This is a genomic window from Aeromonas sp. 600282 (genome assembly GCF_049175755.1).
In the GTDB taxonomy this organism is placed as follows: domain Bacteria; phylum Pseudomonadota; class Gammaproteobacteria; order Enterobacterales; family Aeromonadaceae; genus Aeromonas; species Aeromonas veronii_A.
Genome location: NZ_JAAKVR010000015.1, coordinates 1 through 25,136, shown reverse-complemented (window position 1 = coordinate 25,136; position 25,136 = coordinate 1). Strand labels below are relative to the sequence as shown.

Annotated in this window: 20 protein-coding genes and 1 tRNA gene; 8 read left to right on the top strand and 13 right to left on the bottom strand. The window is 59.4% G+C overall.

What is annotated here, in order from left to right; translation table 11 throughout:
- Positions 1 to 34: 34 nt before the first annotated feature.
- Positions 35 to 562, bottom strand: a complete 528-nt coding sequence (locus tag G5137_RS14600) for a SprT family zinc-dependent metalloprotease (protein WP_005358724.1) — start codon at positions 560 to 562, stop codon at positions 35 to 37.
- Positions 563 to 630: 68 nt separating this feature from the next.
- Positions 631 to 1,782, bottom strand: a complete 1,152-nt coding sequence (metK, locus tag G5137_RS14595; RefSeq protein WP_005338519.1) for a methionine adenosyltransferase — start codon at positions 1,780 to 1,782, stop codon at positions 631 to 633.
- 349 nt (positions 1,783 to 2,131) lie between these two features.
- Between metK and tkt the strand changes: the two genes are divergently transcribed.
- Both tkt and G5137_RS14585 read left to right on the top strand, forming a co-directional pair.
- Positions 2,132 to 4,123 carry a transketolase gene (tkt, locus tag G5137_RS14590; RefSeq protein WP_149153405.1) on the top strand — a complete coding sequence of 664 codons (1,992 nt, stop codon included), beginning with the start codon at positions 2,132 to 2,134 and terminating at the stop codon, positions 4,121 to 4,123.
- A 213-nt stretch (positions 4,124 to 4,336) separates the two neighbouring features.
- Positions 4,337 to 5,170, top strand: a complete 834-nt coding sequence (locus tag G5137_RS14585) for a hypothetical protein (RefSeq protein WP_323929709.1) — start codon at positions 4,337 to 4,339, stop codon at positions 5,168 to 5,170.
- Positions 5,171 to 5,379: 209 nt separating this feature from the next.
- On the opposite strand, the gene G5137_RS14580 is transcribed toward G5137_RS14585, so the two are convergent.
- Entirely contained in the window at positions 5,380 to 6,408 is a 1,029-nt protein-coding gene (locus tag G5137_RS14580) for an NAD(P)H-quinone oxidoreductase (protein ID WP_421255603.1), read from the bottom strand.
- 135 nt (positions 6,409 to 6,543) lie between these two features.
- On the opposite strand from G5137_RS14580, the gene G5137_RS14575 reads away from it, so the two are divergent.
- The 3 genes from G5137_RS14575 to G5137_RS14565 all read left to right on the top strand — a co-directional run bounded on the left by G5137_RS14575 (position 6,544) and on the right by G5137_RS14565 (position 9,144).
- Complete coding sequence (locus tag G5137_RS14575; protein WP_100646576.1) at positions 6,544 to 7,416, top strand: LysR family transcriptional regulator; 873 nt, start codon at positions 6,544 to 6,546, stop codon at positions 7,414 to 7,416.
- Positions 7,417 to 7,561: 145 nt separating this feature from the next.
- Complete coding sequence (hchA, locus tag G5137_RS14570; RefSeq protein WP_421255602.1) at positions 7,562 to 8,425, top strand: glyoxalase III HchA; 864 nt, start codon at positions 7,562 to 7,564, stop codon at positions 8,423 to 8,425.
- On the top strand, positions 8,422 to 9,144 hold the full coding sequence (locus G5137_RS14565) for a PA1136 family autoinducer-binding transcriptional regulator (protein ID WP_216979310.1): 723 nt from the start codon (positions 8,422 to 8,424) through the stop codon (positions 9,142 to 9,144). Before hchA ends, G5137_RS14565 begins: the two co-directional genes overlap by 4 nt.
- Positions 9,145 to 9,216: 72 nt before the next feature.
- Here the strand turns inward: G5137_RS14565 and G5137_RS14560 are convergent, their stop codons facing one another.
- On the bottom strand, positions 9,217 to 10,482 hold the full coding sequence (locus G5137_RS14560) for a RidA family protein (RefSeq protein ID WP_421255601.1): 1,266 nt from the start codon (positions 10,480 to 10,482) through the stop codon (positions 9,217 to 9,219).
- A gap of 858 nt (positions 10,483 to 11,340) precedes the next feature.
- Here G5137_RS14560 and G5137_RS14555 point away from each other — a divergent pair.
- Positions 11,341 to 11,688 carry a hypothetical protein gene (locus G5137_RS14555; RefSeq protein WP_254204217.1) on the top strand — a complete coding sequence of 116 codons (348 nt, stop codon included), beginning with the start codon at positions 11,341 to 11,343 and terminating at the stop codon, positions 11,686 to 11,688.
- A 54-nt stretch (positions 11,689 to 11,742) separates the two neighbouring features.
- On the opposite strand, the gene G5137_RS14550 is transcribed toward G5137_RS14555, so the two are convergent.
- Complete coding sequence (locus G5137_RS14550) at positions 11,743 to 12,345, bottom strand: HAD family hydrolase (RefSeq protein ID WP_421255600.1); 603 nt, start codon at positions 12,343 to 12,345, stop codon at positions 11,743 to 11,745.
- Between the two features lie 173 nt (positions 12,346 to 12,518).
- On the opposite strand from G5137_RS14550, the gene G5137_RS14545 reads away from it, so the two are divergent.
- Positions 12,519 to 13,895 (top strand): MDR family MFS transporter, encoded by a 1,377-nt coding sequence (locus G5137_RS14545; RefSeq protein ID WP_421255599.1) that lies wholly within the window; start codon positions 12,519 to 12,521, stop codon positions 13,893 to 13,895.
- Between the two features lie 111 nt (positions 13,896 to 14,006).
- On the opposite strand, the gene nifJ is transcribed toward G5137_RS14545, so the two are convergent.
- From nifJ to pnuC, 7 genes are all read right to left on the bottom strand, one after another.
- Positions 14,007 to 17,552 carry a pyruvate:ferredoxin (flavodoxin) oxidoreductase gene (gene nifJ / locus G5137_RS14540; protein WP_421255598.1) on the bottom strand — a complete coding sequence of 1,182 codons (3,546 nt, stop codon included), beginning with the start codon at positions 17,550 to 17,552 and terminating at the stop codon, positions 14,007 to 14,009.
- 229 nt (positions 17,553 to 17,781) lie between these two features.
- Complete coding sequence (locus G5137_RS14535) at positions 17,782 to 19,422, bottom strand: alpha-glucosidase (RefSeq protein ID WP_421205940.1); 1,641 nt, start codon at positions 19,420 to 19,422, stop codon at positions 17,782 to 17,784.
- A gap of 200 nt (positions 19,423 to 19,622) precedes the next feature.
- On the bottom strand, positions 19,623 to 20,003 hold the full coding sequence (locus tag G5137_RS14530; protein WP_421205941.1) for a DUF1622 domain-containing protein: 381 nt from the start codon (positions 20,001 to 20,003) through the stop codon (positions 19,623 to 19,625).
- Between the two features lie 67 nt (positions 20,004 to 20,070).
- The gene (gene yqfB, locus G5137_RS14525) at positions 20,071 to 20,388 is read right to left on the bottom strand and encodes a N(4)-acetylcytidine aminohydrolase (RefSeq protein ID WP_421205942.1); all 318 of its coding nucleotides are present in this window, start codon (positions 20,386 to 20,388) and stop codon (positions 20,071 to 20,073) included.
- A gap of 43 nt (positions 20,389 to 20,431) precedes the next feature.
- Positions 20,432 to 21,103: a Crp/Fnr family transcriptional regulator gene (locus G5137_RS14520; protein ID WP_227341140.1), complete on the bottom strand. Its 672-nt coding sequence runs from the start codon at positions 21,101 to 21,103 to the stop codon at positions 20,432 to 20,434.
- Between the two features lie 105 nt (positions 21,104 to 21,208).
- On the bottom strand, positions 21,209 to 21,934 hold the full coding sequence (locus G5137_RS14515; RefSeq protein WP_421255597.1) for a nucleoside phosphorylase: 726 nt from the start codon (positions 21,932 to 21,934) through the stop codon (positions 21,209 to 21,211).
- A gap of 3 nt (positions 21,935 to 21,937) precedes the next feature.
- On the bottom strand, positions 21,938 to 22,654 hold the full coding sequence (pnuC, locus tag G5137_RS14510) for a nicotinamide riboside transporter PnuC (protein WP_111900740.1): 717 nt from the start codon (positions 22,652 to 22,654) through the stop codon (positions 21,938 to 21,940).
- A gap of 263 nt (positions 22,655 to 22,917) precedes the next feature.
- Here pnuC and G5137_RS14505 point away from each other — a divergent pair, with 263 nt between their 5' ends.
- Positions 22,918 to 24,750, top strand: a complete 1,833-nt coding sequence (locus tag G5137_RS14505; RefSeq protein ID WP_421255596.1) for an SLC13 family permease — start codon at positions 22,918 to 22,920, stop codon at positions 24,748 to 24,750.
- A 218-nt stretch (positions 24,751 to 24,968) separates the two neighbouring features.
- On the opposite strand, the gene G5137_RS14500 is transcribed toward G5137_RS14505, so the two are convergent.
- Positions 24,969 to 25,052, bottom strand: a tRNA-Leu gene (locus tag G5137_RS14500).
- Positions 25,053 to 25,136: the final 84 nt, after the last annotated feature.

Sequence of the window (25,136 nt, the reverse complement as noted above, 5' to 3'; positions counted from 1 at the left end):
GGCACCCTACCACAGGGGCGCGACACAAGCTGGCTTACTGCTCTGGCTCCGGCCGTTCCCGCTCCAGCGGTTGTTTGCAGCGGCGGCAGTGATAGCGGGCCTCGCCACGCACCACCTTGTTGTGACGGCGAATAGAGAGCTGATGCTGCTGGCAGTGACAGCGATAGGGCACGGTGCGCTGGGCCAATACCGCCAGATCGAAGCTGTGGGTGGTTCTGGGCTCAAGGCCGAACACCTCCCGCATCACCGATTGCCACTGGCGGCCGTGGGGTAGCACCCGGTTTTTGCCGCGCCCGTCACCCCACAGGGCATAAACCAGCAGATGGGCCACCTCGTGGGGCACCACCTCATCCAGAAACGCCTGCTGGTTGGCCTGATAGAGGGCAGGGTTGAAGCGCAGCTCCCAGGTTTGCAGCCGCGCCGATCCCGCCGCCCGGCCCCGCATGTTGCAGTAGATCCGCGGGCGGGGGAAGGTGCGGCCAAGGCGCGCCTCGGCCTGCACAAAGCAGGCTTCTACGCGTTGTTGCAGCAGGGCGACAAGCTGGGAAGGGGTGGCAGACATCAACATCTCGTCAAATGGCGGATAAGCAAAAGGGGAGCCAGGCTCCCCTTTTATCACAACAGCGAGCCTTACAGGCCAGCGGCGGAACGCAGCAGTTCGGCCTTGTCGGTCTGCTCCCATGGGAACTCGTCACGACCGAAGTGACCGTAGGCAGCGGTAGCCTGGTAGATCGGGCGCTTCAGATCCAGCATTTCGATCAGGCCATACGGGCGCAGTTCGAAGTGCTCGCGCACCAGCTTGACCAGCAGCTCTTCGGCGACTTTGGCGGTACCGAAGGTCTCGACGCTGATGGAGGTCGGCTCGGCCACGCCAATGGCGTAGGAGATCTGGATTTCACAGCGATCGGCCAGACCGGCGGCAACGATGTTTTTGGCAACGTAACGGGCGGCGTAAGCAGCGGAGCGGTCAACCTTGGACGGATCCTTACCGGAGAAGGCGCCACCACCGTGACGAGCCATGCCGCCGTAGGTGTCGACGATGATTTTGCGACCGGTTAGACCGCAGTCGCCCATCGGGCCGCCGATAACGAAACGGCCGGTCGGGTTGATGAAGTATTTGGTGTCCTTGTTGACCCACTCGGCCGGCAGCACCGGCTTGATGATCTCTTCGCGTACCGCTTCAACCAGATCTTTGTGGCTGATGGATTCGGCGTGCTGGGTAGACAGCACCACGGCATCGACACCGATGATCTTGCCTGCGTCGTCGTAGGCGAAGGTCAGCTGGCTCTTGGCATCCGGACGCAGCCACGGCAGGGTGCCGTTCTTGCGCACTTCAGCCTGACGCTTCACCAGCAGGTGAGAGTAGGTGATGGGGGCCGGCATCAGCACGTCGGTTTCGTTAGTGGCGTAGCCGAACATCAGGCCCTGGTCGCCAGCGCCCTGCTCCAGCGGATCGCTGCGGTCAACGCCCTGGTTGATGTCCGGGGACTGCTTGCCGATGGCGTTCAGCACGGCGCAGGAGTCAGCATCGAAGCCCATGTCGGAGTGGGTGTAGCCGATTTCACGTACGGTATCACGCACGATCTCTTCGATATCAACCCAGGCAGAGGTGGTTACTTCACCGGCCACCATGACCATACCGGTCTTGACCAGAGTCTCGCAGGCAACGCGTGCCTTGGTATCTTGCTTGAGGATGGCGTCCAGTACCGCATCGGAGATCTGGTCCGCAATCTTGTCGGGATGGCCTTCGGAGACCGACTCGGAAGTAAACAGCTTTGCCATGATAAGAGTCTCAGCTTGTCTGGGTTATCGCCACGGCAATAACCGGATGAATGGGATGGTGTAGAGGTATCTACATCTGGACGTCTATTTTAATTAGCGCCCCCCGTGATTGCCAGCACTATTTTGTCGCGCAGTGTCCAATGGGTCACAAGCGGTGCTCTCCTATCCCAAAAGGGATGGAAATCAAACGTTTTTCTCTGGTTGCTTTGGTCAATAGAGGGCAAGAAAAGCGATTGTCCTCCCAAAGCCACTTTATTCATCCAGATAATATTTGCACGCCGCGCGCCCTGCTGGGACAATAACGCGCCTTAATCTTGGCCATCAAATGAAGCAATCGCAGGAGATTCAGATGCCTTCTCGTAAAGAGCTTGCCAATGCCATTCGTGCATTGAGTATGGATGCCGTTCAAAAAGCCAACTCCGGTCACCCGGGCGCCCCCATGGGAATGGCGGATATCGCCGAAGTGCTGTGGCGTAGCCACCTCAGACATAACCCGAACAACCCCAAGTGGGCCGACCGCGACCGTTTCATTCTCTCCAACGGCCACGGCTCCATGCTGCTGTACTCCCTGCTGCACCTCTCCGGTTATGACCTCTCCATCGACGATCTGAAAAACTTCCGCCAACTGCACTCTCGCACCCCGGGTCACCCGGAGTACGGCTATGCACCGGGCGTGGAAACCACCACTGGCCCGCTGGGTCAGGGCATCACCAACGCCGTGGGTATGGCGATCGCCGAAAAAGCCATGGCTGAGCAGTTCAACCAGCCGGGCCACGACATCGTTGACCACTACACCTACGCCTTTATGGGCGACGGCTGCCTGATGGAAGGTATCTCCCACGAAGCGTGCTCCCTGGCAGGTACCCTGCAACTGGGCAAACTGATCGCGTTCTGGGATGACAACGGTATCTCCATCGACGGTCACGTTGAAGGCTGGTTCACCGACGACACCGTCAAGCGTTTCGAAGCTTACGGCTGGCACGTTATCCCGGCTGTTGACGGTCACAGCCCGGAAGCCATCAATGCCGCCATCGAAGCCGCCAAGGCCGAGACCGGCAAGCCGACCCTGATCTGCTGCCGCACCATCATCGGTTACGGCTCCCCGAACAAATCCGGTTCTCACGACTGCCACGGTTCACCGCTGGGCAACGACGAGATCGCCGCTGCTCGTGCCTTCCTGAAGTGGGACCACGCGCCGTTCGTTATCCCGGCCGATATCGCTGCCGAGTGGAACGCTCAGGAGAAGGGCGCTGCACTGGAAGCCGACTGGGCTGCCAAGTTCGCTGCCTATGAAGCCGCTCACCCGACGCTGGCTGCTGAATTCAAGCGCCGTACCGCTGGCGAACTGCCGGCCAACTGGGCTGCCGAATCCGCCAAGATCATCGAAACCCTGCAAGCCAACCCGGCCAAGATTGCGACCCGTAAAGCGTCCCAGAACTCTCTGGAAGCGTTCGGCAAGCTGCTGCCGGAGTTCATGGGCGGCTCTGCTGACCTGGCGCCTTCCAACCTGACCATGTGGTCCGGCTCCAAGTCTCTGACCAACGACGATGCCTCCGGCAACTACATCCACTACGGTGTACGCGAGTTCGGCATGTCCGCCATCATGAACGGTATCGCCCTGCACGGTGGTTTCATCCCCTACGGCGCGACCTTCCTGATGTTTATGGAGTATGCCCGCAACGCCCTGCGCATGGCCGCCCTGATGAAGCAGCGCGCCATCTTCGTTTACACCCACGACTCCATCGGTCTGGGTGAAGATGGCCCGACTCACCAGCCGGTTGAGCAGATCGCCTCCCTGCGTCTGACTCCGAACATGAGCACCTGGCGTCCGTGTGACCAGGTTGAATCCGCCATCGCCTGGAAACACGCCATCGAGCGTACCGACGGCCCGACCTCTCTGATCTTCTCTCGTCAGAACCTGGCCCAGATGGACCGTACTGCCCAGCAGCTGGCTGACACCGCCAAGGGTGGTTACGTGCTGAAGGATTGCGCCGGTACTCCCGAGCTGATCCTGATCGCCACCGGTTCCGAAGTGGAACTGGCCGTTGCCGCCTATGAGCAGCTGACTGCCAAGGGCCGTGCCGTGCGCGTGGTCTCTCTGCCGTCTACCGACGTATTTGACGCCCAGTCTGCCGAGTACAAAGAGTCCGTCCTGCCGGCCTCCGTCACCAAGCGTGTAGCCATCGAAGCCGGTATCGCCGACTACTGGTACAAGTACGTCGGTTTCGGCGGCAAGATCATCGGTATGACCACCTTTGGTGAGTCTGCACCGGCCGAGCTGCTGTTCAAGGAATTCGGCTTTACCGTAGAAAACGTGGTTGCGACCGCAGAGTCCCTGTAATCGCTGACTATTGGGCCGCTCTGGCCCAATATCCGGAATAAGAAAACGCCCCCCATCGTAAGATAGGGGGTATTTTTTTTAGATTTTTTAAGAGATATTGTGAATATAAATAATTAACTTGAAATATTTTTAGTTATATTATTTATGCGTATGATATATACACTTAAATTGAGTTTACAAGTGGTGATGTAAATTGATGGTGTTATAGGCCTGATGTATAACACGGTTTTAATAATAGGGGGCGCAATGGCATGTTATCTCAGAGATGAGCGTATTTCTAATATTACAATTGATGCAGATTGTCTTTCTCAATTAGGAGGTGTTTTTCTAGAGCGAACAATGGCTATAAATAATGCTGCCGGGAATAATACTGATGGGAAAAAGGCTATATTTACGTGTATTATCAGGTTTGATAACAAAGGTTATAGAGTTTTTAGTATTGAAGATTTATTGAATTACTTTCAACTTGGCAAGGATGTTGAACGTATATTGTTAACCATCGATACAGGAGAGAGTCTAAGTTCCAACAGGCAAATAGGAACATATTTAGAGTTACGCTTAGATAATCGAGATCAGGCAAACTGTTTTCTCACAGTAACTTCTGATGATAAAGACTTAGTCGATGCATCATTCTCTGCCATACACGATGCTTTGAGTAAATATAAAAACAAAAATGCATGGGTAAGGTCTGTATGGACGCAGCTCTGTATTCAAATAATTGGTGTTAGTCTCGGTTTTATATTGAGTTTATGGGGAGCGAATATTATTTCCCGTCAGATAGAAATGGAAAACCCTTTTGTACTATCTTTTCTGTTTTTAATATTAATATTTTCAAATCTATGGGGGTATATTAATCAAGCCATTTTATGGGGTTTGAATAGTTTGTTTCCAAATTTAAAGTTCTATCGGCAAGATAAAGAAACGCTTCATTGGTTAATGCAAACAATTGTGGGTGGCATTGTAGTTGCGATAGTTCTCTTCTTTCTAAATGAAGCATTTTCATTCTTAATGATAATTATGAACAGTATTATACATAAAGGTGGGTGAGCTCGTAGGTTCGATTAGCGAAGCGTAATCGGACGTTCGCGTTCTTTACGTCGAAGCCATAAAAGTAATATCCCTTCCTGTTACATAAAAAGAGACCGGCCATCAGCCGGTCTCTTTTTATTATTTAACGCAACCTTAAACCTGCGGCGGGGTACTTTCCGCGTTGGATATCACCGCATCCACCTCGGCCTGCTCCACTATGGGCCTTATCAATCTGACGACAAGGGTGCCATGGTTAATACCAGCTTGCCGATATGGCGGCCTGAATCCAGCAAATGGTGGGCGGCGGCGGCCTCATCCAGCGGGAAGGTCTGGTAAACCTGCGGTTTGACCTCGCCGCGTTCGATAAATGGCCAGACATGAGTTTGCAGCTGGGCAATCAGCTCGGCTTTTTCCTGCGGAGTACGCGAGCGCAGGGTGGAGCCGATATGGGTCAGCCGCTTTTGCAGCATGGGAAACAGATCCAGATTGGGGGCGGCGCCCGCAATAATGCCGATCTGGACTATGCGACCATTGATGGCGGCCGCCGCATAGTTGCGCGTGACATACTCTCCGCCAATGATATCGAGAATGATGTCGGCGCCATGGCCATCGGTGGCGGCATGCACTGCCTCGACAAAATCCTCCTCCTTGTAGAGCACGGCCACATCCGCGCCCAGCTTGATGCTGGCGGCCTGCTGCTCGGGTGAGCCGACCGTGGTGATGATTTTTGCGGCGCCAAATGCCTTGGCCAGCATGGTGGCGGTCGTGCCGATACCGGAGGCGCCGCCATGGATCAAGATAATGTCCCCTTTTTTAAACTGGCCCCGTTCAAACATATTTGACCAGACCGTCATAAAGGTTTCCGGCAGCGCCGCGGCTTCGACAAAGCTCAATCCGGGCGGCAGGGGCAGGACATTGCTCTGGTGGGCGACGCTGTACTCGGCATAGCCGCCACCCGAAATCAGCGCGGCGACCTTGTCGCCAACCTTGAGATGGGTCACCAGCTCCCCCTTGGCGACCACGACCCCGGCGACCTCCAGCCCGGGAATATCCGATGCCCCTGCCGGAGGCGGGTAGAGCCCCTTGCGCTGCATCACATCCGGCCCATTGATGCCGGTCGCATAGTGCCGGATCAAAACCTCATCGGGCTTGGGCGCCGGTGTGGCGCGGGTGGTCAGTTGCAAGACATCGGGGCCACCTGGCTGGGTAATCTCTACCGCGCTCATGGTGGCGGGAATGGAATAGGCGTTATGCATCAGCGGCTCCTTGTAACGAGGTGATATGGGGTTCCCCGGATGGGATGAGCACCAAGATAGTGGAGATTGCTGATGAATAAACGCAGTATTATCCCTCACCTGTAATGCAAAAATGCATTTCAATCGGGAGTCGTGATGAACTGGGATGATGCGAAAATTTTTCTGGCGTTGCATCGGGAAGGGAGCCTGAGGGGCGCCGCCCGTGTGGTCGGGGTCGATCAGGCCACCATTGGCAGACGGATTGCCGCACTGGAGCATCGTCTGGCAGCCACGCTGTTTCTCCGCACATCCAAAGGGTATGTGCTGACTCATGTCGGAGAGATAGTGCTGGCCAGCGCCCAGCAGATGGAGCTGGCGGCCATTGATTTTGTGCGGGCGGCGCAAGGGGTCGACAACCGCCTGGTTGGGGAGGTCAGCGTGGCGACCACAGACACCCTGGGGATGGATTTCCTGATACCGGCTCTGACCGAGCTGCATCAGCGTTATCCCGATATCAGGGTCATCCTCAATACCTCGACCCAGGTGGTCAATCTGTCCCTGCGGGAAGCGGATATCGCGATCCGGACGGTGAAGCCGGACAATCCCGACCTGATTATTCGCAAGCTGGCCTCCTGGCCGGTCGGGTTGTATGCCTCCGCCGACTATCTGGCTCGCCATGGCATTCCCGAAGCGGGCACCGCTTTTGCGGGCCATTCGCTGGTGGTGTATGAGCCCCACTGGCAGAGCGCTCGCTCGCCAATGATGCTCGAAGAGGCGGCCGAGGGGGCCACGGTCGCCGCGGGAGTCAATACCAGCCTGATGCTGCGTCAGGCCCTGTTGATGGGGCTGGGGCTTGGCGAGGTAGCGGTTCCGCTCGCAGAGCAAGCCGGGTTGGTGCGGGTCTGGCCCGAGCGGCAGTTACAGCAATCCTACGATGTGTGGCTGGTGACCCATCAGGATGTGCAGCATGCCGCGCGGGTCAGGGCGGTCATGGATGCCATCGTCAGGGCATTTGCCGCGATGGCCTAAGTCTGGCGGGGATTCTGTTCAGGTTTTGTCGCAGCGTGGTCACACCTCTTGCCATAGTCATGGCGGTTGAGGGAAAACCCTCATTTACTTGGTCTCTGACAGTCAATACTGTGAGACCGAGTCCACCACTACTGGAGCCTGAGCCATGACCGACATGCTTGTTGACGATAAACAACCGACCCCGGATCCGGCAGAGCAGAATGCCTTCTTCCCGTCGCCCTACTCCCTGAGCCAGTTCACCTCGCGCAAGTCTGACCTTGCCGGGGCCGACTATCCCGCTCCCTATCGGGAGGGGCGCTGGAAGATCCTGCTGATCGGGGCCGATGAGCGCTATCTGCCCACCGACAACGGCACCCTGTTTTCCACCGGCAACCATCCGGTCGAAACCCTGCTGCCCATGTATCACCTCGACAAGGCGGGCTTTGCCTTTGACGTAGCCACCCTCTCCGGCAATCCGGTCAAGTTCGAGTGGTGGGCCATGCCCGGCGAAGATGAAGAGGTGTTGGGGCTCTATGCCAAATATCAGGCGCAGTTCCGCCAACCGGCCAAGCTGGCCGATCTGCTGAAAGAGGCGCTGGCCGCCGACTCGGACTATATCAGCGTCTTTATTCCCGGCGGCCACGGCGCCCTGATGGGGTTGCCGCAGAGTGCCGAGGTGAAAGCGCTGCTGGAGTGGGCGATGGCCAACGATCGCTTCATCATCTCCCTCTGTCACGGGCCTGCTGCGTTGCTGGCGGTGGCCAATCCAGAGACCTTCGCGGGCTACAAGATCTGCGCCTTCCCCGACGAGCTGGATGCCCAGACCCCGGCAATTGGCTATATGCCGGGCCACCTCACCTGGAAGTTTGGCGAGAAGCTCAAAGAGATTGGCTTCGAGATCGTCAACAACGGCATCTCGGGAGAGGTGTGCCGGGATCGCAATCTGCTGACCGGTGACAGCCCGCTGGCGGGCAATAACCTCGGCAAGCTGGCTGCTACCACCTTGCTGGAGGCGGTTGCCAAGCGATGAGGTTGTCGTCATCGCCAGCGAATGCATTGCAGGTCGCGGTGGCGCTGGAAGGGTGCCAGCGGCTGGAGGAGATCCAGCAACTGGTGCGCGCCTTTGCCACCCCGCTGGGGTATCACCGCTTTGCGCTTTTCTCCATCAGCGCCAGCGAGGAGGGGGTGGTCGAGCATCTCTACTGGCTGGAGGGGGCGTGGCTGGAGAGCGGTGAGGTGGTCGACCTGCATGCCTATATGCGCGAGTGCCCGATGGCGATGCATATCAGGGAGCGAGACCAGCCCTTCTTCTGGAGCAAAACGGTTGGCGCCTCTGGTGAGCAGTACCGTATCGTTCGCCAGCCCGAAGTGCCGGGCCGACATGGCTTGCAGGTACCCGTCTATGGGCCGTTGGGACTGGAGGGGGCGATGAGTTTTGGCGGTGATCAGATCGATGCCAGCGCTCCCGCTCGGGTTGGCCTTGCGCTGATCGCGGTGGCAGCTTTTCATGCAGCTCGTCGCCTGATGGAGATGCCGGTAGCGGGCCACGAGCGCGGCCTCACTGGTCGTGAGCGCGAAGTGCTGGAGTGGGTCTCTCGGGGTTGGCGCCATGCCGACATCGCCACCACCCTGAAGCTCTCGGTGCGCACGGTCGAGAACCATCTGCGCAGTGCCCGCCGTCGACTCGGTGTAGCCACCACGGCAGAGGCGGTCAGAGTGGCGATCAGGAACCGCGATATCGAGGGCTGAGGGGCCATCCCTTTGTCTGGCATGTAAAAAGAGACCGGCCATCAGCCGGTCTCTTTTTTATTTCCCGCAACATTACACCTGCGGCGGGGTGCTTTCCGCATTGGACATTACCGCATCAATTTGCACCAGGACGCCAGCGGGCAGCTCGCTCACGCCAATCACGGTGCGGGCAGGCAGATAACCCGGGAAGTATTTGGTGTAGACGGCGTTGACCGCATCCAGATCCGCGATATTGGCGAGCTGGATATTGACCTTGACGATATCGTCCATCACATGGCCGATGCTCTCCACAATCGCCTTGATATTGCTCAGGCACTGGGCGGTCTGTTCCTTGATGCAGCCAGCCAGGATCTTGCCGGTTGCGGGGTCAATCGGCAGTTGGGCAGAGAGATGGTTGTAGTGGGAGAAGGCGACGGTCTGGGTGTGCAAGGGGCTGCGCGGTGCCTTGTCGGTATTGCGGGCACGGATCACCAGATTGTGACGGTCTTCCACCAGTTGTGGCGGGGTGCCGTCACCGTGGGAGATGACCGCATCCATTTGCACCCGTGCCCCCATGGGCAGGGCAGCGGCACTGACCACAGAGCGGGCGGGCAGATAGGCGACGGCGCGGGCGATGGCGGAGTCGGGGAAGAAGGTGGTGTAGACCTCGTTGACGGCCTCCAGATCGGCCAGATCGGTCAGATAGACGGTAACCTTGACGATATCGTCAAACGGCACGTCGATGCTCTCCAGCACCGCCTTGATATTGCGCAGGCTCTGACCCGCCTGCTCCTTGATGCCACCGGCAACCAGCTGGCCCGAGGCGGCCTCGACCGGCAGTTGCGCACCGATATTGTTGTAGTGGGAGAAGGCCACGGTATGGGTGGAGAGCGGATTGTGCGGCGCCTTGTCACTGTTGCGGGCGAGCTTCACCAGCGGGCAAGGATCTTGTGGGAAGGTACCTTCGCCGTTGGAGATGATGGCATCGATCTGCACCAGTGCGCCCAGCGGCAGGGCGGCGACGGCGAGGGTGGTGCGGGTCGGCAGATAGCCCGGGAAGAATTCGCGATAGACGGCGTTGACCGCCTCCAGATCCGCCATCTCTTTCAGGAAGATGGTCGCTTTGACCATATCGTCCATCACATGGCCGATGCTCTCGATGATCGCCTTGAGGTTGCTCAGGCACTGTCTGGCCTGCGCGGTGACATCGTCACTCACCATCTTGCCGGTGGCCGGATCGACCGGCAGCTGGGCCGAGATATTGTTGTAATGAGAAAACGCCACCGTTTGGGTGCAGGGACCCAGATCCTGGGGTGCATGGGGGGTATTTCTTGCCGACTTGATGATGGTGCCACTCATAGATATGCCTCTTTTTAATATTTGTTGTTCATTCAGGTACAGGTTTACCCCATCTTGTTGTACGCCACGGCCACTGCGCCAGCGGCGGCATCCCCGGTTATTATTTGTGATCCACTCAATTACTGAGAGGAATAAGGGAGAAGAGGACAGGGTAGATATTTCAGACGCTGCGATTCTATGAGTGGCTATCAGGGGTTGCAAACCGCTGATTGCATTTCTATGAGATGGCTCAATGGGTGCAAATTTAATGTGATTGCTATTCAATTCATGCTGAATAGTCACCTGTTTGTCCGCCAATGGCCATGCATCGAGCAATAGTCCAGTCCAGGCCGGGGTTGGGGCAGATACCTTGGCAGTGAAGGAGTGTAAAGAAAGGGTTAATGCGATGCATCAAGCTGCCATCAAACGATTTTATTGTGCATAGATATGTACTTTATGTTTTTTTAGTCATCTATCTTGCCGCGCAAAAATATGCTAGCAGAGATTACTGTAACAGTAGTTAAAGATGTGGCTGGAATATAATTCAAATATTTGCATGGGGGATGCTTGTTAATTATCGGTAGGCTGACGGTTGGCCCAGATTCGGAGCGTTTTTATCTTTTTATATATCTGGTGAAATATGCGTGACACAGCCCAGTGGTCCCATATCGAGGTGACCAGGGTTGGCAATATATCGGCTGACCGGGTGCGGCATGGTCAAGAGAGGATGACGTTGGCTCGACGCAGCGCTATGGATCGGGCTCTCTGCGCCGGTTGTAGTCTACAGCCTGCCAGGGATGAAAGGGTCGCGGGCGAGGCCAGCTGCCGTGGCATGGTTGTCTGTGGGATTGTTAACAAAAATGTGAACGAGATCACCGGATGGACAAGGGTTTAAGGCTGGAAATGGAGCAGAAAGGAGTAGAATGGCACTTTATTTTTGAGGGTCATTCGATGCCCAACTATCACTTTTTCACGCTGGGCCAGGCGCTTACCTATCTCGATGCCAATGCCCCGCGCTATAGCGATGAGCGTCGTCAACTGGTTGAGCAGGGATTTGCCGCCATGGCGGCCCCCATCTTTGCAGATACGCCGGTTGAAGCTCTGGCGTTGCTGCGCCAGCATCAGGCATGGAAGGAGGAAGCCATGGTCGATGCACTCTCCTTGACAGTTGCCACCGGGCCGACGCTCGTCTCCTGTTTGCAGGAGAACCCTTTATCCGCGAGTTGAACAGCATCATGGCACCATTGAGGTGGCGCCATGTTGCCGCTGTCCGCTTGCGATCTACCTCTGGTGCAGTTCGCCTTCCATTACCAGTAGAGTATCCATCCCCGCCGCCTTGCCAGCCTCAAGCCCGATCCGGGTATCTTCAAATACCAGACAGTTGGCGGGATTGGCGCCGAGCAGCTCGGCCACCCGCAAAAAGGTGTCGGGATGCGGTTTGTGGTTGATGACGTCATCGGCGCTCACCACCACAGAGATATAGGCATCGAGTCCGGTGCTTTTGAGGATGGCCTCCGCCTGATTGCGCGGTGAGCCGGTGCCAATCCCCATCTTGACCTTGCCGTGATAGTGCCTGACCAGCTCCCACATCTTGGGAAAGACGCTGACCTTGTCGATATGGGCCATGTAGAGGGCAATCTTGCGACGGGTAAAAGCCTCGACATCCACCGTCAGCCCCTGCTGCTCGGCCAGCATGGCGATGATCTTGCGGGTGGGAATGCCGCCGTACTGATAGAGCTGATCCCGCTCGAAGGGGATGCCGAATTCGGCGCAGGTGAGCTCCCAGGCATCCAGATGAAGGGGCATGGAATCTACCAAAGTGCCATCCATATCGAAAATCAGGGCATCGTAGTGATCAAACCCGTACTGCTCACGCTCGCTCATGGGGGCTCCTCGAATCAAATAGAGCAGGCTAGCAGAAACGGTCGGCACTTTGTGGGATCGGCTTCATGGTTGGGTAGATTGTGGCCGCCGTTTTTTCTATCTCTTGCTGATTTGTGAGACAATAATCCGTTCATTGCCGGATACTTTGGCATATCAGATCAGCGAGTCCGCTTATGACCTCGAAAATATCCCCTAAAACCATCTTCTCCAGTGTGGCGCTGGTGATTGCGCTCGGTTCACTGGAAAAGAGCATAGTCACCACCCCGCTGCCCATGATTGGCGCCGAGCTGCATGCCGGTGCCGCCCTCACCTGGGTGGTCACCGCCTACCTGCTGGCGGCCACCGCCGTGCTGCCCCTCTACGGCAAGTTGAGCGATCTCTTTGGCCGGGTGCGGATGCTCAATATCGGCATCGGCCTGTTTCTGGCGGGCTCGGTGGCCTGCGCCCTCTCCCAGGATCTGCAGACCCTGCTGGCAGCGCGGGTGCTGCAAGGGCTGGGGGGCGGCGGTCTGATTGCCCTCGCGTTTACCGTGATTGCCGACACCATTCCGCCGCGGGAGGTGGGCAAATATCAGGGCTACATTTCGGCGGTCTATGCGGTCTCCAGCATCGCTGGCCCCTTGCTCGGCGGCTACTTCACCGAGCAGCTCAGCTGGCGCTGGATCTTCTGGATCAATCTGCCGCTCGGGGCGCTGGCAGTCTTTCTCATCAACCGCAACCTCAAGCAACTCAACGTGCGTCGCCACAGTCGCTTCGACTGGAAGGGGGCGGCTCTGCTGATTACCGTCACCACGCTCACCCTGTTGCTGCTCTCGCCGGAGGCGGCGCTGCCCGCCGTCTGGCTCTCGGCGGCGCTGGGCGTTGCATTGCTGCTGCTGATTCTGATTGAGCGGCGCGCCCACGACCCCATATTGCCTGCCCATCTGGCACGGTTGCCCGGCTATCTGGTGAGCGTGCTGCTGGTGATGCTCTCCCAGCTGCTGATGTTTGCCGTGCTGGTCTATCTGCCGTTGCAGATGCAGTGGCAGAAGGGGTTGAGCGCCAGCGAGAGCGGCGCCATCATGGTCATCTTCATGATCTGCATCACTGCCGGCGCCTTTGTCGGCGGCAAGCTGATTGGCCGTACCGGTCACTACAAGAGCTTTGTTGCGGTCGGGTTTGCGCTGGCCGCGGTGGCGCTCTGGCAGATCCACTTCGATGCCTGGGTCAAGCTGGCCCTCGGGTTTGCCGGTATTGGTCTGGGTCTGGTGCTGCCCGCCCTCTCGGTGGTGGTGCAAAATGCCCTGCCACGGCAGGATCGCGGCATCGGTATGTCGCTGTTCAACTTCGGGCGGGAGCTAGGCGGTGCCGTTGGCGTGGCTATCTGCTCCATGCTGTTCCACTTGCGCTTGCCAGCCGGCAGCGATGGCGATCTGAGCCGACTCGCCCCCGGTCTGCTGGCCCCGGGCTTCAGCGCAACCTATATCGGCATGGCATTGATCGCCACACTGGCGCTGCTCATCACCTTGCTGGCGTTGAAGCGCCACGAGCTGGCATCTATCAGCGCCTGATTTGACCTGCGCCGACATAGGCTCACCATAGCTAGCATCAGGGCTCCCCGCGGGGAGCCCTGATTGTTATTTGGCGAATAGAGTGGCTGTTGCCATCAAGCCATTCTCAGGTTACTCCTGCGCCGGACTCTCCTTGCCCGCCAGCTGGCTCAGCCAGGCGAAGCGGCGATTGGCCTCCTGCTCTGCCTCTTGATAGAGCTGGCTGGCCACCTCCGGCAGCTGGCGCTCCAGCCGCTGGAAGCGGGGCTCATGGCGCAAGGTCTCGGCCAGCGAGGCATTGGGTGCCCGCGAGTCGAGTGCCAGCGGCAACTTGCCCTCGTCAGCGCGGCGCGGATCGAAGCGGTAGAGAGGCCAGAAACCGGTGGCAGTCAGCTGTTTCATCTGCTCGTGGCTCTCGGCCATGTCGTAGCCATGCTCCTCGCAGGGGCTGTAGGCGATGATGAGCGACGGCCCCGGGTAGGCTTCCGCCTCCTGAATCGCCTTCACGGTCTGGTTCATCTGGGCACCGAGGGAGATCTGCGCCACATAGACGTGACCATACATCATCACGCTGGCCCCGAGATCCTTGCGCCCCTTGCGCTTGCCCTGCTCGCCAAACTTGGTAATGGCACCGAGTGGCGTCGCCTTCGACTGCTGGCCGCCGGTGTTGGAGTAGCACTGGGTGTCGAGTACCAGCACATTGATGTTCTCCCCCAGACTCAGCACATGGTCGAGCCCGCCAAAGCCGATGTCGTAGGCCCAGCCATCGCCGCCGATGAGCCAGACCGATTTTTCCACCAGATAGTCTGCATCGCGAGCCAGCTCTTGGGCTGCCGGGGTCTGGCTCTCCTGCAGAAGCGCTCGCAACTGCTGGATATGGGCCCGCTGCTCGGAAACCGGCAGGGTGGCATCGCCGAGCGCCTCGCGCAGCTCTGCCGGTATGGTGTCGCCGAGGCTCGCCAGCAGACGGCGCACCCGCTCCCTGTGCTGATCGACGGTAAGACGGAACCCCAGTCCGAACTCGGCGTTGTCTTCAAATAACGAGTTGGCCCAGGCCGGCCCACGCCCGTCGGCGTTGGTGGTGTAGGGGGTGGTAGGCAGGTTGCCACCATAAATGGACGAGCAGCCGGTGGCGTTGGCAATCAGCAGCCGATCGCCATAGAGCTGGGTCAACAGCTTGATATAGGGGGTCTCGCCACAGCCGGAGCAGGCGCCCGAGTATTCAAACAGCGGCGAGATGAGCTGGGAGGTGCGGATGTCGATGCGCTCCAGCTGCTCGGCGCTGCGCTCTGGCAGGTCGAGGAAGAAGTCGTAGTTGGCCTTCTGCTCGTCGAGGTGATCGAGGCGCGAAGCCATATTGATCGCCTTGCGATCCGGGTTGCTGCGATCCCTGGCCGGGCACACCTCAACGCAGAGATTGCAGCCGGTGCAATCCTCCGGCGCCACCTGCAGCACGTACTGCTGGCCGCGCATGTCACGGGATTTCACATCCAGCGCATCCAGGGTAGCGGGAGCAGCGGCCAGTGCATCCGGTTCTACCACCTTGGCGCGAATGGCCGAGTGGGGACAGGCGGCGACGCAGTAGTTGCACTGGGTACAGAGCTCCGCTTCCCAGATGGGGATCTCCTTGGCGATGTTGCGCTTCTCCCAGCGGGTAGTACCGACCGGCCAGGTGCCGTCCGGCGGGAAGGCGGAGACCGGCAGGCTGTCGCCCAGCCCCGCCAGCATGGCGGCGGTGACGGTCTGAACAAAGTCGGGGGCTTTGGCCGATACCACGGGCGGGCGCTGGTGGCTGGTGGGGTCAAGCGCCTGCAGCGGCACCTGAGTCAGCGCCTCGCAGGTGGCGGCCAGGGCCTGCCAGTTGCGCTCCACCAGCGCCTGCCCCTTGCTGCCATAGCTCGATGCGATGGTCTGGCGCAGCAGCTCGGTCGCTTCTGCCGGCGGTATGATGGCGCTGAGCTGGAAGAAGGCCATCTGCATCACGGTATTGATGCGGTTGCCGAGCTGGCACTCGCGGGCAATCTTGGCGGCGTTGATGGTGTAGAGGCGCGCACGCTTCTGGAGCAGGGCCTGTTGCACCTCCTGGGGCAGCCGCTGCCAGATTTGCTCGGCGTCGTAGGGACTGTTGAGCAGGAAGATGCCGTCGGGCTTCAGCCGCTCCGCCATCTGGTACATGTCGATGAACTGCCACTGGTGGCAGCCGATGAAGTCCGCCTCGTCCACCAGGTAGGCCGACTGCAGCGGCCGCTCGCCGACCCGCAGGTGGGAGACGGTGAGGCCGCCCGCCTTCTTGGAGTCGTAGACGAAATAGCCCTGAGGATAGAGGGCTGTGTGGTTGCCGAGGATCTTGATGCTGTTCTTGGCCGCCGACACGGTACCGTCGCTGCCAAGGCCGTAGAACAGTGCCTCCAGCTTGTGCTGGTTGCCAAGGTCGGAACTCGAATAATCGAGGGCCGGCAGCGGCAGGGAGAGGCCGGTGACGTCGTCGAAGATGCCGACGGTGAAGCGCGGCCTTGGGTTATCCAGGGCCAGCTCATCGAAGATGGCCTGCACGCAGGCCGGGTTGAACTCCTTGGAGGAGAGGCCGTAGCGCCCGCCGATGACCCGCGGCAGGCTGGTTCTTTCTCCCCGACTGACCGCCTCGGCCAGCGCACTCATCACGTCCAGATAGAGGGGCTCGGCCTGGGCGCCTGGCTCCTTGGTGCGATCCAGTACCGCAATCTTGCGGGCGCTCTGCGGAATGACCGCCAGCAGGTGCGCGGCCGAGAAGGGGCGGTAGAGGCGTACTTTCACCAGCCCCACCTTCTCGCCCTGTTCAATCAGCCGTGCGATCACCTCCTCGCAGGTACCGATGGCGGAACCCATTAGCACCAGCACCCGCTCGGCCTCTGGGTGACCCACGTATTCGAACGGCCGGTAGTGGCGGCCGGTGCGCTCACCGAAGGCGTCCATCGCCTCGCTCACATGGCGATACGCATCGTCATACCAGGGGTTGGTGGCCTCCCGGCACTGGAAATAGGTGTCCGGGTTGGCGGCGGTACCGCGAATGACCGGCTTGTCTGGGGTCAGCGCCCGCTCCCGATGGGCACGGATCGCCTCGGCGGGCAGCAGGGCGCGCAGGGTGTCGTCATCGAGCGGCACTATCTTGGCGATCTCGTGGGAGGTGCGAAAGCCGTCGAAGAAGTGGATGAAGGGGAGCCGGCTGTTGAGGCTGGCTACCTGGGCGATCAGGGCAAAGTCCTGGGCCTCCTGCACATTGCTGGCGCAGAGCAGGGCGCAGCCGGTCTGGCGTACCGCCATCACGTCCGAGTGATCGCCGAAAATCGACAGGGCATGGGTCGCCACGGTGCGCGCCGCCACGTGCAGCACGAAGGGGATGAGCTGACCCGCCAACTTGTAGAGGTTGGGGATCATCAGCAGCAAGCCCTGAGACGAGGTAAACGAGGTCGCCAGGGCACCGGTCTGCAGTGCGCCGTGGACGGTGGCAATGGCGCCCCCTTCCGACTGCATCTCCACCACGCGAGGCACGTCGCCCCACAGGTTCAGGCCCCGCTCGCTCGACCAGGCGGACGCCTGCTCAGCCATGGCCGAGCTGGGGGTGATGGGGTAGATGGCGATGACTTCGCTGGTGCGGTACGCCACCGAGGCGACTGCGTTATTCCCGTCTGTGGTGATCATCTGTTTTCCACTTTGCTATGCCAGTTTGAAGGCCGATAGTTGCATCGGCAATGGATAGGTCGCAGGCATAGTAAGAGGGGCAATGAGAGCGTATCAAACGGGATAAATAATCAATTAATAAGTCAGTAATAGTGGTTAATTTAATCCCGCCGAGTGGGTGCGTGATTTTCTGCTGGTAGCCGGTGGGGTGGCGATTGACGGGCCATTGCTTTGGCCCGTCAGCACGGGGTTAACCCTGCTCCACTTGCAGCCAGATGGCGCACTGATAAGGGGCGAAGTGTGGCAGTGGTTCGCTTGGGTAATTGGCCAGCAGCAACCGCATCTTGTTTGTCACCTTGTCGAAGTGGGGCATCGGCAAGGGGTTCGCCGTGAGATTGGCGAGCAGCAGCAGGGTGTGTCGCTCTCCGCTGGCCGGATCCTGCCAGTGGCGGCGATAGCTGATGCGCTCGGGATCATCCCCATCCAGCAGCTCGAAATTGCCGTGGCGAATGACCGGGTGAGCCTTGCGCAGGGCGATGAGCTGGCGATAGCAGTGAAACGGCGAGTCGGGGCGGGCCAGCTGCTCGTCAGCATTTATCTCGACGTGGTTGGCATTGATGGCAATCCAGGGCGTGGTGGTGCTGAAACCGGCGTGGGGGCCAGCGTCCCACTGCATCGGGGTGCGGGCATTGTCGCGGCCGATGGCATCGAGCCGCCGACTCAGCTCGGCAGGATCCAGCCCCGATTGGCTGGCGCGGTAGTTGAGCGCCTCCACATCGCGCAGCTCGCCCGGCTGCCAGTGGCGGTTGGTCATAGCCAGCTCCTCCCCCTGATAAATGAAGGGAGTGCCCTGCATCATATGCAGCACCATGGCCCATAGCTTGGCGCTGGTTTCACGCCACTCTGGCCTGTCATCGCCAAAGCGTGATACGGCGCGGGGCAGGTCGTGGTTGCCGAGAAACAGGCTGTTCCAGCCACGCCCGTGTAGCCCTTGCTGGTAGCGGGCCATGGCTCGCTTGAAGGCGAGGGGATCGAAGCGGGATGACCACTTGTCACTGCCCAGCCCCAGATGCTCGAAGTTGAACACCATGCTGAACTCGCTGCCATCTATGCTGGAGTAGCGCTGCATATGGGCGAGATCGGCTCCCCAGGTCTCCCCCACCGTAATGATCCCCTTGCCGCCGAAGCTCGCGGCATTGAGCTCGCGGATATAGTCGTGCAGGTGCGGGCCGTTGCTCATGGCCAGTCGGTCCCACTCTTTGCTCACCATGTCGATCACATCGAAGCGAAACCCTTTGATCCCTTTGCCCAGCCAGAAGTTGATCACCTCTGCCATTTCGGCACGCACCGCCGGGTTGTCCCAGTCCAGATCGGCCTGACTCACATCGAAGTTGTGCAGGTAGTAGCGATCAAGCGCTGGCACATACTGCCAGCCGCTGCCGCCAAAAATCGAGGTAATGGGGTGAGCATCGACAAAGGCTTGATCCCGGAATACGTAGTAGTCCTGATAACGGGGATCACCGGCCAGCGCCTTCACAAACAACTCATGCTCGGTGGAGGTATGGTTGGCGACGATATCCATCATGATGCCGATGCCGTGAGTGGCCGCTTCGGCTATCAGCTGCTCCATCTCGGCCAGGGTGCCGAAGGCGGGGTCGATGGCTCGGTAGTCCGCCACGTCATAGCCGTTGTCCCGCTTGGGGGAGCGATAGATGGGGGTGAGCCACAGCATATCGACCCCCAGGGTGGCCAGATAACCGAGGCGCTGACGGATGCCGTTGATATCGCCCATGCCGTCGCCATCGCTGTCCTGAAAGCTCATGGGGTAGATCTGGTAAATAACGCGGCTCTCGAGGTCGATATCGGGCGTGTGGAGGGGATGCGGGTTCATCAGCGTGGCCGGTTGGGGAGGAGTTATTTCTATCTTACGCAGATGCGCGGGCCCTCGACAGGGCAGGGGAAGCCTTGAAAAGGGTTCCATTATTGGCTGATTGCCAAAAGTGAGGGGAGGGTCACAAAGGTGCCATCCCGGGCCACGGCTATGGTCGGGATGACACGGCACTTAGCACTGATACTCTGCAGGAATACAGGTTATTGAGCTGCCTTGACCTGCTCGCTGCGCTGCTCCTGCTGGTGTTCCGCTTGTGCCTCCAGCTCCTTGCCGAGGAAGTAGTTCAGGAAGGTACGGATGACCGCGATGATGGCAAGACGGATCAGCTCCTCCTTGCTCGGCGCGACTGTGGTGGCCAGGATGTCGGCGGCCAGCTGGAACTCCAGCGCCAGAATAAGCCAGCTGCCAAAACAGAGGCGAATGCGCGGAAAGCCGGGTTGGTGATCCCGCACTCTTGCCGCCAGCCAGAGGGTCTTGCCAAGGCCAATGACCACACAGGCGATGGAGATGATCTCCAGCAGCAGCTGGAACAGCTCGACCCCGTGCATCATCCCCTCTTTCAGGCTCGCTATCTCAAACACTCGGGTCACCTCCATGATTCAAAAGAGGACACTATTAACACATCGCTCGGCAATGGCCAAATCCGGCTCAGGCAATCAGTTTGAATTCAATCACATAGAGCGGCGGCATATCGGGGTAGATATCGCGGATCACCTGTTTGAGCTCGGGGAGTGTCATGTTCTCCTGACGGGCGTGCTCGTCGTTCAGTTCATCGAAGGCTACCGCCTTGACCGAGAGCACCTCTATGGTGCCAAAGGGCTGGTGCTCCGGGTTGGTAAACAGCGCCAACCGCTGGCCAGGCTGCCAGTTGGCTTCGCTCTCGTCGCGAATGGTGATGGTTTTGCGGCCCGCCTGAATATCGGCGACGAAGCGGCTGAAGAAGGTGAATTCGGGATGGGTAGACATGGCTCTCTCCTGACAGGGTTAATCGAAATGAGGTGAATGGAAATCAAAGGTCGAGATAGGCGCGCAGCCTGGTCAGATCGGCGATAACAGGGCCATCGCTGCCGTCGGCAACTATGCCCTGTTCGACCAGCTCCTTGAGGGCGCGGCGGTAGACCCGCTCTGTGGTGCCAAAGCGGGCCGCCTCGTGGGCCCGCTTGCGCGATCCCAGCATGGGGGTGCGCTGGCGTTCTCGCCACAGCTCATAGGCGATGTTGTAGGCAATGGGGTGGAGCAGCCGGCTGGTGGTGATCTCCAGGGTATCGAGATAGTCGCTGGCAAGTGCAGCGGCGAAAAAGAGGGTCAACTCAGGTTCTGCCAGCAGCCGCTGGGCCAGCTTGTGGGCACAGATGACTCGGGCGTCCAGCTCGGTCTCGGCCACCACGTTCCACTGCACCGGGGTGGCACTGAAGAACTCCATCTCACCGAAGATCTGGCTGTGACACTCAATCTCGCCGAGCTGGAAGCGGCGGCCAGAGTGTACCGTGCTGTTGAGGGAGACCCGGCCACGTTCGACCAGATAGAGCTGCTCGCTCTGCTCCCCCTGCCGCATGATCAATTCGCCCGGCAGGTAACGGCGCAGAAACAGGGTGCAGGCGTCGAGCGCCGCGGCAAAGCGGGGTTCAAGCTGCTGGAGTTCGGCGTGAAAACGGCCGAGGGGGTAGGGCTGTTGCTGCATGACTTGCCTGTCGCACCGGATGACGAGGGCCATGAGGCTAGCAAGAGTGCGGGCCGGATACCAGCCCGCACGGTAGCGGATGTGCCGCAGTTAACGGTTTGCGCTTTATTGCACCAGAGCGTGGAGGGCGGCCGCGATGGCTTGCTGCTCACCGGCCATCATCGCCTGTTCGGCGCTGGCGTAATCCGCCACCCCTTGCTGCACATCCTGCTCGAACAGCACTACGTTGCAGAGCACGGCTGCAACCCGCACCTTGCGCAGGCGACCCACGGTCAGCAGGGCTGCGGTCTCCATGTCAGCGCCGAGCACGCCACGGGCATGCCAGTAGCGGCACACCTCCTGCTCATCATCTCGATAGAAGCTGTCGTGGGAGCGTACCAGCCCGTGCCAATGAGGCTGGCTGCCGGTTGCCACATGGTTGAGCAAGGCGGCCTGCAGCCAGATATCGGCGCAGGCGGGGTACTCGGCGGGCAGATAGGCCTGCGAGGCGCCCTCATTGCGTACCGCCCCTTCCACCACGATAAGGTCGCCAAGGCCGATGTCGTGTTGCAGGGCACCGGCGGAGCCGACCCGAATAAGCGAGTGGGCACCGGCTTGCACCAGCTCCTCCAGCGCTATGATGGCCGACGCGCCGCCAATGCCGGTGCTGCAAACCGTGATGGGCTGCCCCTGATAGGATCCGTTGATGAGGCGAAACTCCCGGTTTTGCCCCAGCACCTCACACTGTTCGAGCTGGCTGGCGATGCGATCGACCCGGGCCGGGTCGCCGCACAGTACCACCCGCTCGGCAATCTGGTTGTGGCGGCACTGGAGATGGGGTAACAGACTCATGGCTTACAGACCTTGTGGCTGGCGCTTGGCGGCAATCACCCAGAGGCGAGTGCCGTTGGCGGCGATAAACAGCAGGATCAGGTACTCCAGCGACATGGCGTAGACGCCCTGCGCCGCATAGACACCGATGCTGATGATGTTGATGACGACCCAGAGGATCCAGTTCTCCACGTATTTGCGGGTCATCAGGATCTGGGCGACCACCGAGAGCACTGTCATGCTGGCATCCCAAAACGGGAAGGCATCGGGGGAGGGCTCGGGGATGGCAAGGTTGGCACCAAACAGGTTGAGCAGGGAGACCGAGGTGCGCGCCAGGGTGGCGAAGACCGGGTCGATATAGCGGGTCAGCAGGGCGATGGCCAGCACGCTCACGGCGGCGGTCATTATCAGCTTGGATTTGCTGAGCCAGCGGATCTGCAGGGTATCCCCCTGATCGTTGGCCGGGCGGGTCCAGGCGTACCAGCCGTAGACGTTGGCGCAGAAGAAGAACAGCTGCAACATCAACAGTCCGTAGAGCTGGATCTGGAAGAAGATGATGGCAAACAGGCTGACGTTGATCAGACCGAACAGGTAGTTGATGGTCTTCTCCTGACTGGCGAACCAGATACAGGCCAGCCCGAACAGGGTGCCGATGGCTTCAATCCATGACATGGCATAGCCGCCACCCAGCGGTATGGTCACCAGCGTGTTATTGATGCTGAACAGCTCGAATATGCTCATTTTCTGATCCTTGGGCATGAGGGTTAGTATGCGAGGGCGCCATTCTAAGGGGTGAGGGGGGGGAGGGGCAGGACTTTTGTCCGCCTTGGGCTTGGCCCATATCAAAGAAATCGCCACTGCTGCCCGGTTATTCCAGCAGTGATGAGTTATGGGGCCCCGGTGGGCCGGACTTTATTGATATGTAGCAAGATGATAGCGCCGTGGCTGTGGTCTGATAGAGTCCACTCTCCGGGAGGAGAATCACGTGATAACAGGAGGTTGCATTGAATTCCGAGCTTGTCTGGGTGCTCTGTCTGCTGGCTGGCGCCATCTATCTCTTTATGACCAACAAGGTGCGCATGGACGTGGTGGCCCTTGGTGTGGTCATCCTGTTTGTGCTGAGCGGCACCCTCACCCTGCCGGAGGCGCTGGCGGGCTTTAGCGATCCCAACGTTATTCTGATTGCCGCCCTGTTTGTGGTGGGTGAGGGGCTGGTGCGCACCGGCATCGCCTATCAGGTGGGGGATGCATTGGTGAAGGTAGCGGGTAGCAGCGAGACCAAGCTGCTGGTGCTGCTGATGGTAGCGGTGGCGAGTCTGGGGGCTGTGATGAGCAGCACCGGAGTGGTGGCCATCTTTATCCCGGTGGTGCTGAGCGTGGCGAACCGGATGGGGATCCCGGCCGGTCGCCTGATGATGCCCCTCGGTTTTGCCGGGCTGATCAGCGGCATGATGACGCTGGTGGCCACACCGCCCAACATGGTGGTCAACAGCGAGCTGATGCGCCACGGCATACATGGTTTCGGGTTTTTCGATTTCACCCCCATGGGCGTGCTGATCCTGGGGCTGGGCATCCTCTACATGCTGCTGGTGCGCGGCTCCTTGGTGGGCGAAGGGGAAGAGGGCAAAGGCAAGCAGACCGGACGCCGCACCCTGCGCGATCTCATCCGAGACTACCGATTGGCCGGTCGGGCCCGTCGTCTGGCGCTGCGGCCGGACTCCCCGCTGATTGGTCACACCCTGGACGAGCTGCAACTGCGTGCCCGTTATGGTGCCCACGTCATCGGGGTGGAGCGCTGGCGCAAGTTTCGCCGGGTGATGGTGCCGGTGTCTGGGATCAGTGAATTTCAGGCCAAGGATGTGCTGCTGATCGACATGTCAGACCCCGAGGTGGATGTGCGGGCGTTTTGCAGCGAGGCGAGGCTCGAACCCATGATCCTGCGCGGGGAGTATTTCTCCGATCAGGCGCGGGAGGTGGGGATGGCCGAGGTGTCGCTGATCCCCGAATCCAAGCTTCTGGGTAAAAGCGTGCGTGAGGTGACCTTCCGCTCCAGTTATGGTCTGAGCGTGGTGGGGCTGCGCCGCGACGGTGAGGCACTGGCAGGCAAGCTGGTGGACGAGCCGTTGCAGATGGGGGATACCCTGCTGGTGGTAGGGAATTGGAGCCACATCAGACAGTTGCAGACCCATAGCCGCGACTTTCTGCTGATGGGGTTGCCCGCTGAAGTGGACGAGATGGCTCCCGCCCGCAGCCAGGCGATCCATGCCCTCTTTTGTCTTGGAGTGATGATCCTGCTGATGGTGACCGATCCGGTGCCCAACGTGATTGCCGCGCTGATCGCCTGTCTGCTGATGGGCAAGTTTCGCTGCATCGACATGGAGAGTGCCTACAAGTCGATCCACTGGCCGACCCTGATCCTCATCGTCGGCATGCTCCCCTTTGCGCTGGCGCTGCAAAAAACCGGCGGGGTGGATCTGATAGTCGGTGGTCTGATCAATGCGGTGGGGGAGATGGGGCCGCGGGTCATGCTGGCCAGCCTGTTTGTCCTCTGCGCGGTGATCGGGCTCTTTATCTCCAACACCGCGACGGCGGTATTGATGGCGCCCATTGCGCTGGGCACGGCGCAGCAGATGGGAGTCTCGCCCTATCCGTTTGCCATGACCATTGCCATCGCCGCCTCGGCTGCCTTTATGACGCCGGTCTCGTCACCGGTGAATACTCTGGTGCTGGGGCCGGGCAACTACAAGTTTGCCGATTTTATCCGTATCGGGGTGCCATTCACTCTGTTGGTGATGGCGGTCAGCGTGGTAGCGATCCCCTGGTTCTTCCCGTTCTGATAACCGGGATGATGAATGTGTGCACCAGCGGCCTGCGGGCCGCTTTTTTATGGCCGGGAGACAAGAGTGGCAAGGAGTGTTCGGAATCAGTGAAGAGTGATGTGGACGGGAATTAACGTGGAGCTGGGTTAATAGAGGAGCGAGAGAAAAACTGGGGAGAGGCAAATTTCAGACACAAAAAAACCAGCGTGAGCTGGTCTGTTTGGTACTGCTATTAATGGTGCGGAAGGAGAGACTCGAACTCTCACGCCTAGGGCGCCAGAACCTAAATCTGGTGCGTCTACCAATTTCGCCACTTCCGCAATATTAATGGTGGCTATGACGGGATTCGAACCTGTGACCCCCGCATTATGAGTGCGATGCTCTAACCAACTGAGCTACATAGC

Bases quoted from the DNA above. Each gene is read 5' to 3' on its own strand.
- pnuC (WP_111900740.1), bottom strand. From the start codon at position 22,654: ATGAGCATATTCGAGCTGTTCAGCATCAATAACACGCTGGTGACCATA.
- nifJ (WP_421255598.1), bottom strand. From the start codon at position 17,552: ATGATCACCACAGACGGGAATAACGCAGTCGCCTCGGTGGCGTACCGC.
- tkt (WP_149153405.1), top strand. From the start codon at position 2,132: ATGCCTTCTCGTAAAGAGCTTGCCAATGCCATTCGTGCATTGAGTATG.
- metK (WP_005338519.1), bottom strand. From the start codon at position 1,782: ATGGCAAAGCTGTTTACTTCCGAGTCGGTCTCCGAAGGCCATCCCGAC.
- G5137_RS14600 (WP_005358724.1), bottom strand. From the start codon at position 562: ATGTCTGCCACCCCTTCCCAGCTTGTCGCCCTGCTGCAACAACGCGTA.
- G5137_RS14535 (WP_421205940.1), bottom strand. From the start codon at position 19,422: ATGAACCCGCATCCCCTCCACACGCCCGATATCGACCTCGAGAGCCGC.
- G5137_RS14545 (WP_421255599.1), top strand. From the start codon at position 12,519: ATGACCTCGAAAATATCCCCTAAAACCATCTTCTCCAGTGTGGCGCTG.
- G5137_RS14555 (WP_254204217.1), top strand. From the start codon at position 11,341: ATGGACAAGGGTTTAAGGCTGGAAATGGAGCAGAAAGGAGTAGAATGG.
- G5137_RS14580 (WP_421255603.1), bottom strand. From the start codon at position 6,408: ATGCATAACGCCTATTCCATTCCCGCCACCATGAGCGCGGTAGAGATT.
- G5137_RS14520 (WP_227341140.1), bottom strand. From the start codon at position 21,103: ATGCAGCAACAGCCCTACCCCCTCGGCCGTTTTCACGCCGAACTCCAG.
- G5137_RS14550 (WP_421255600.1), bottom strand. From the start codon at position 12,345: ATGAGCGAGCGTGAGCAGTACGGGTTTGATCACTACGATGCCCTGATT.
- hchA (WP_421255602.1), top strand. From the start codon at position 7,562: ATGACCGACATGCTTGTTGACGATAAACAACCGACCCCGGATCCGGCA.
- G5137_RS14585 (WP_323929709.1), top strand. From the start codon at position 4,337: ATGTATAACACGGTTTTAATAATAGGGGGCGCAATGGCATGTTATCTC.
- G5137_RS14515 (WP_421255597.1), bottom strand. From the start codon at position 21,934: ATGAGTCTGTTACCCCATCTCCAGTGCCGCCACAACCAGATTGCCGAG.
- G5137_RS14560 (WP_421255601.1), bottom strand. From the start codon at position 10,482: ATGAGTGGCACCATCATCAAGTCGGCAAGAAATACCCCCCATGCACCC.
- G5137_RS14575 (WP_100646576.1), top strand. From the start codon at position 6,544: ATGAACTGGGATGATGCGAAAATTTTTCTGGCGTTGCATCGGGAAGGG.
- G5137_RS14565 (WP_216979310.1), top strand. From the start codon at position 8,422: ATGAGGTTGTCGTCATCGCCAGCGAATGCATTGCAGGTCGCGGTGGCG.
- yqfB (WP_421205942.1), bottom strand. From the start codon at position 20,388: ATGTCTACCCATCCCGAATTCACCTTCTTCAGCCGCTTCGTCGCCGAT.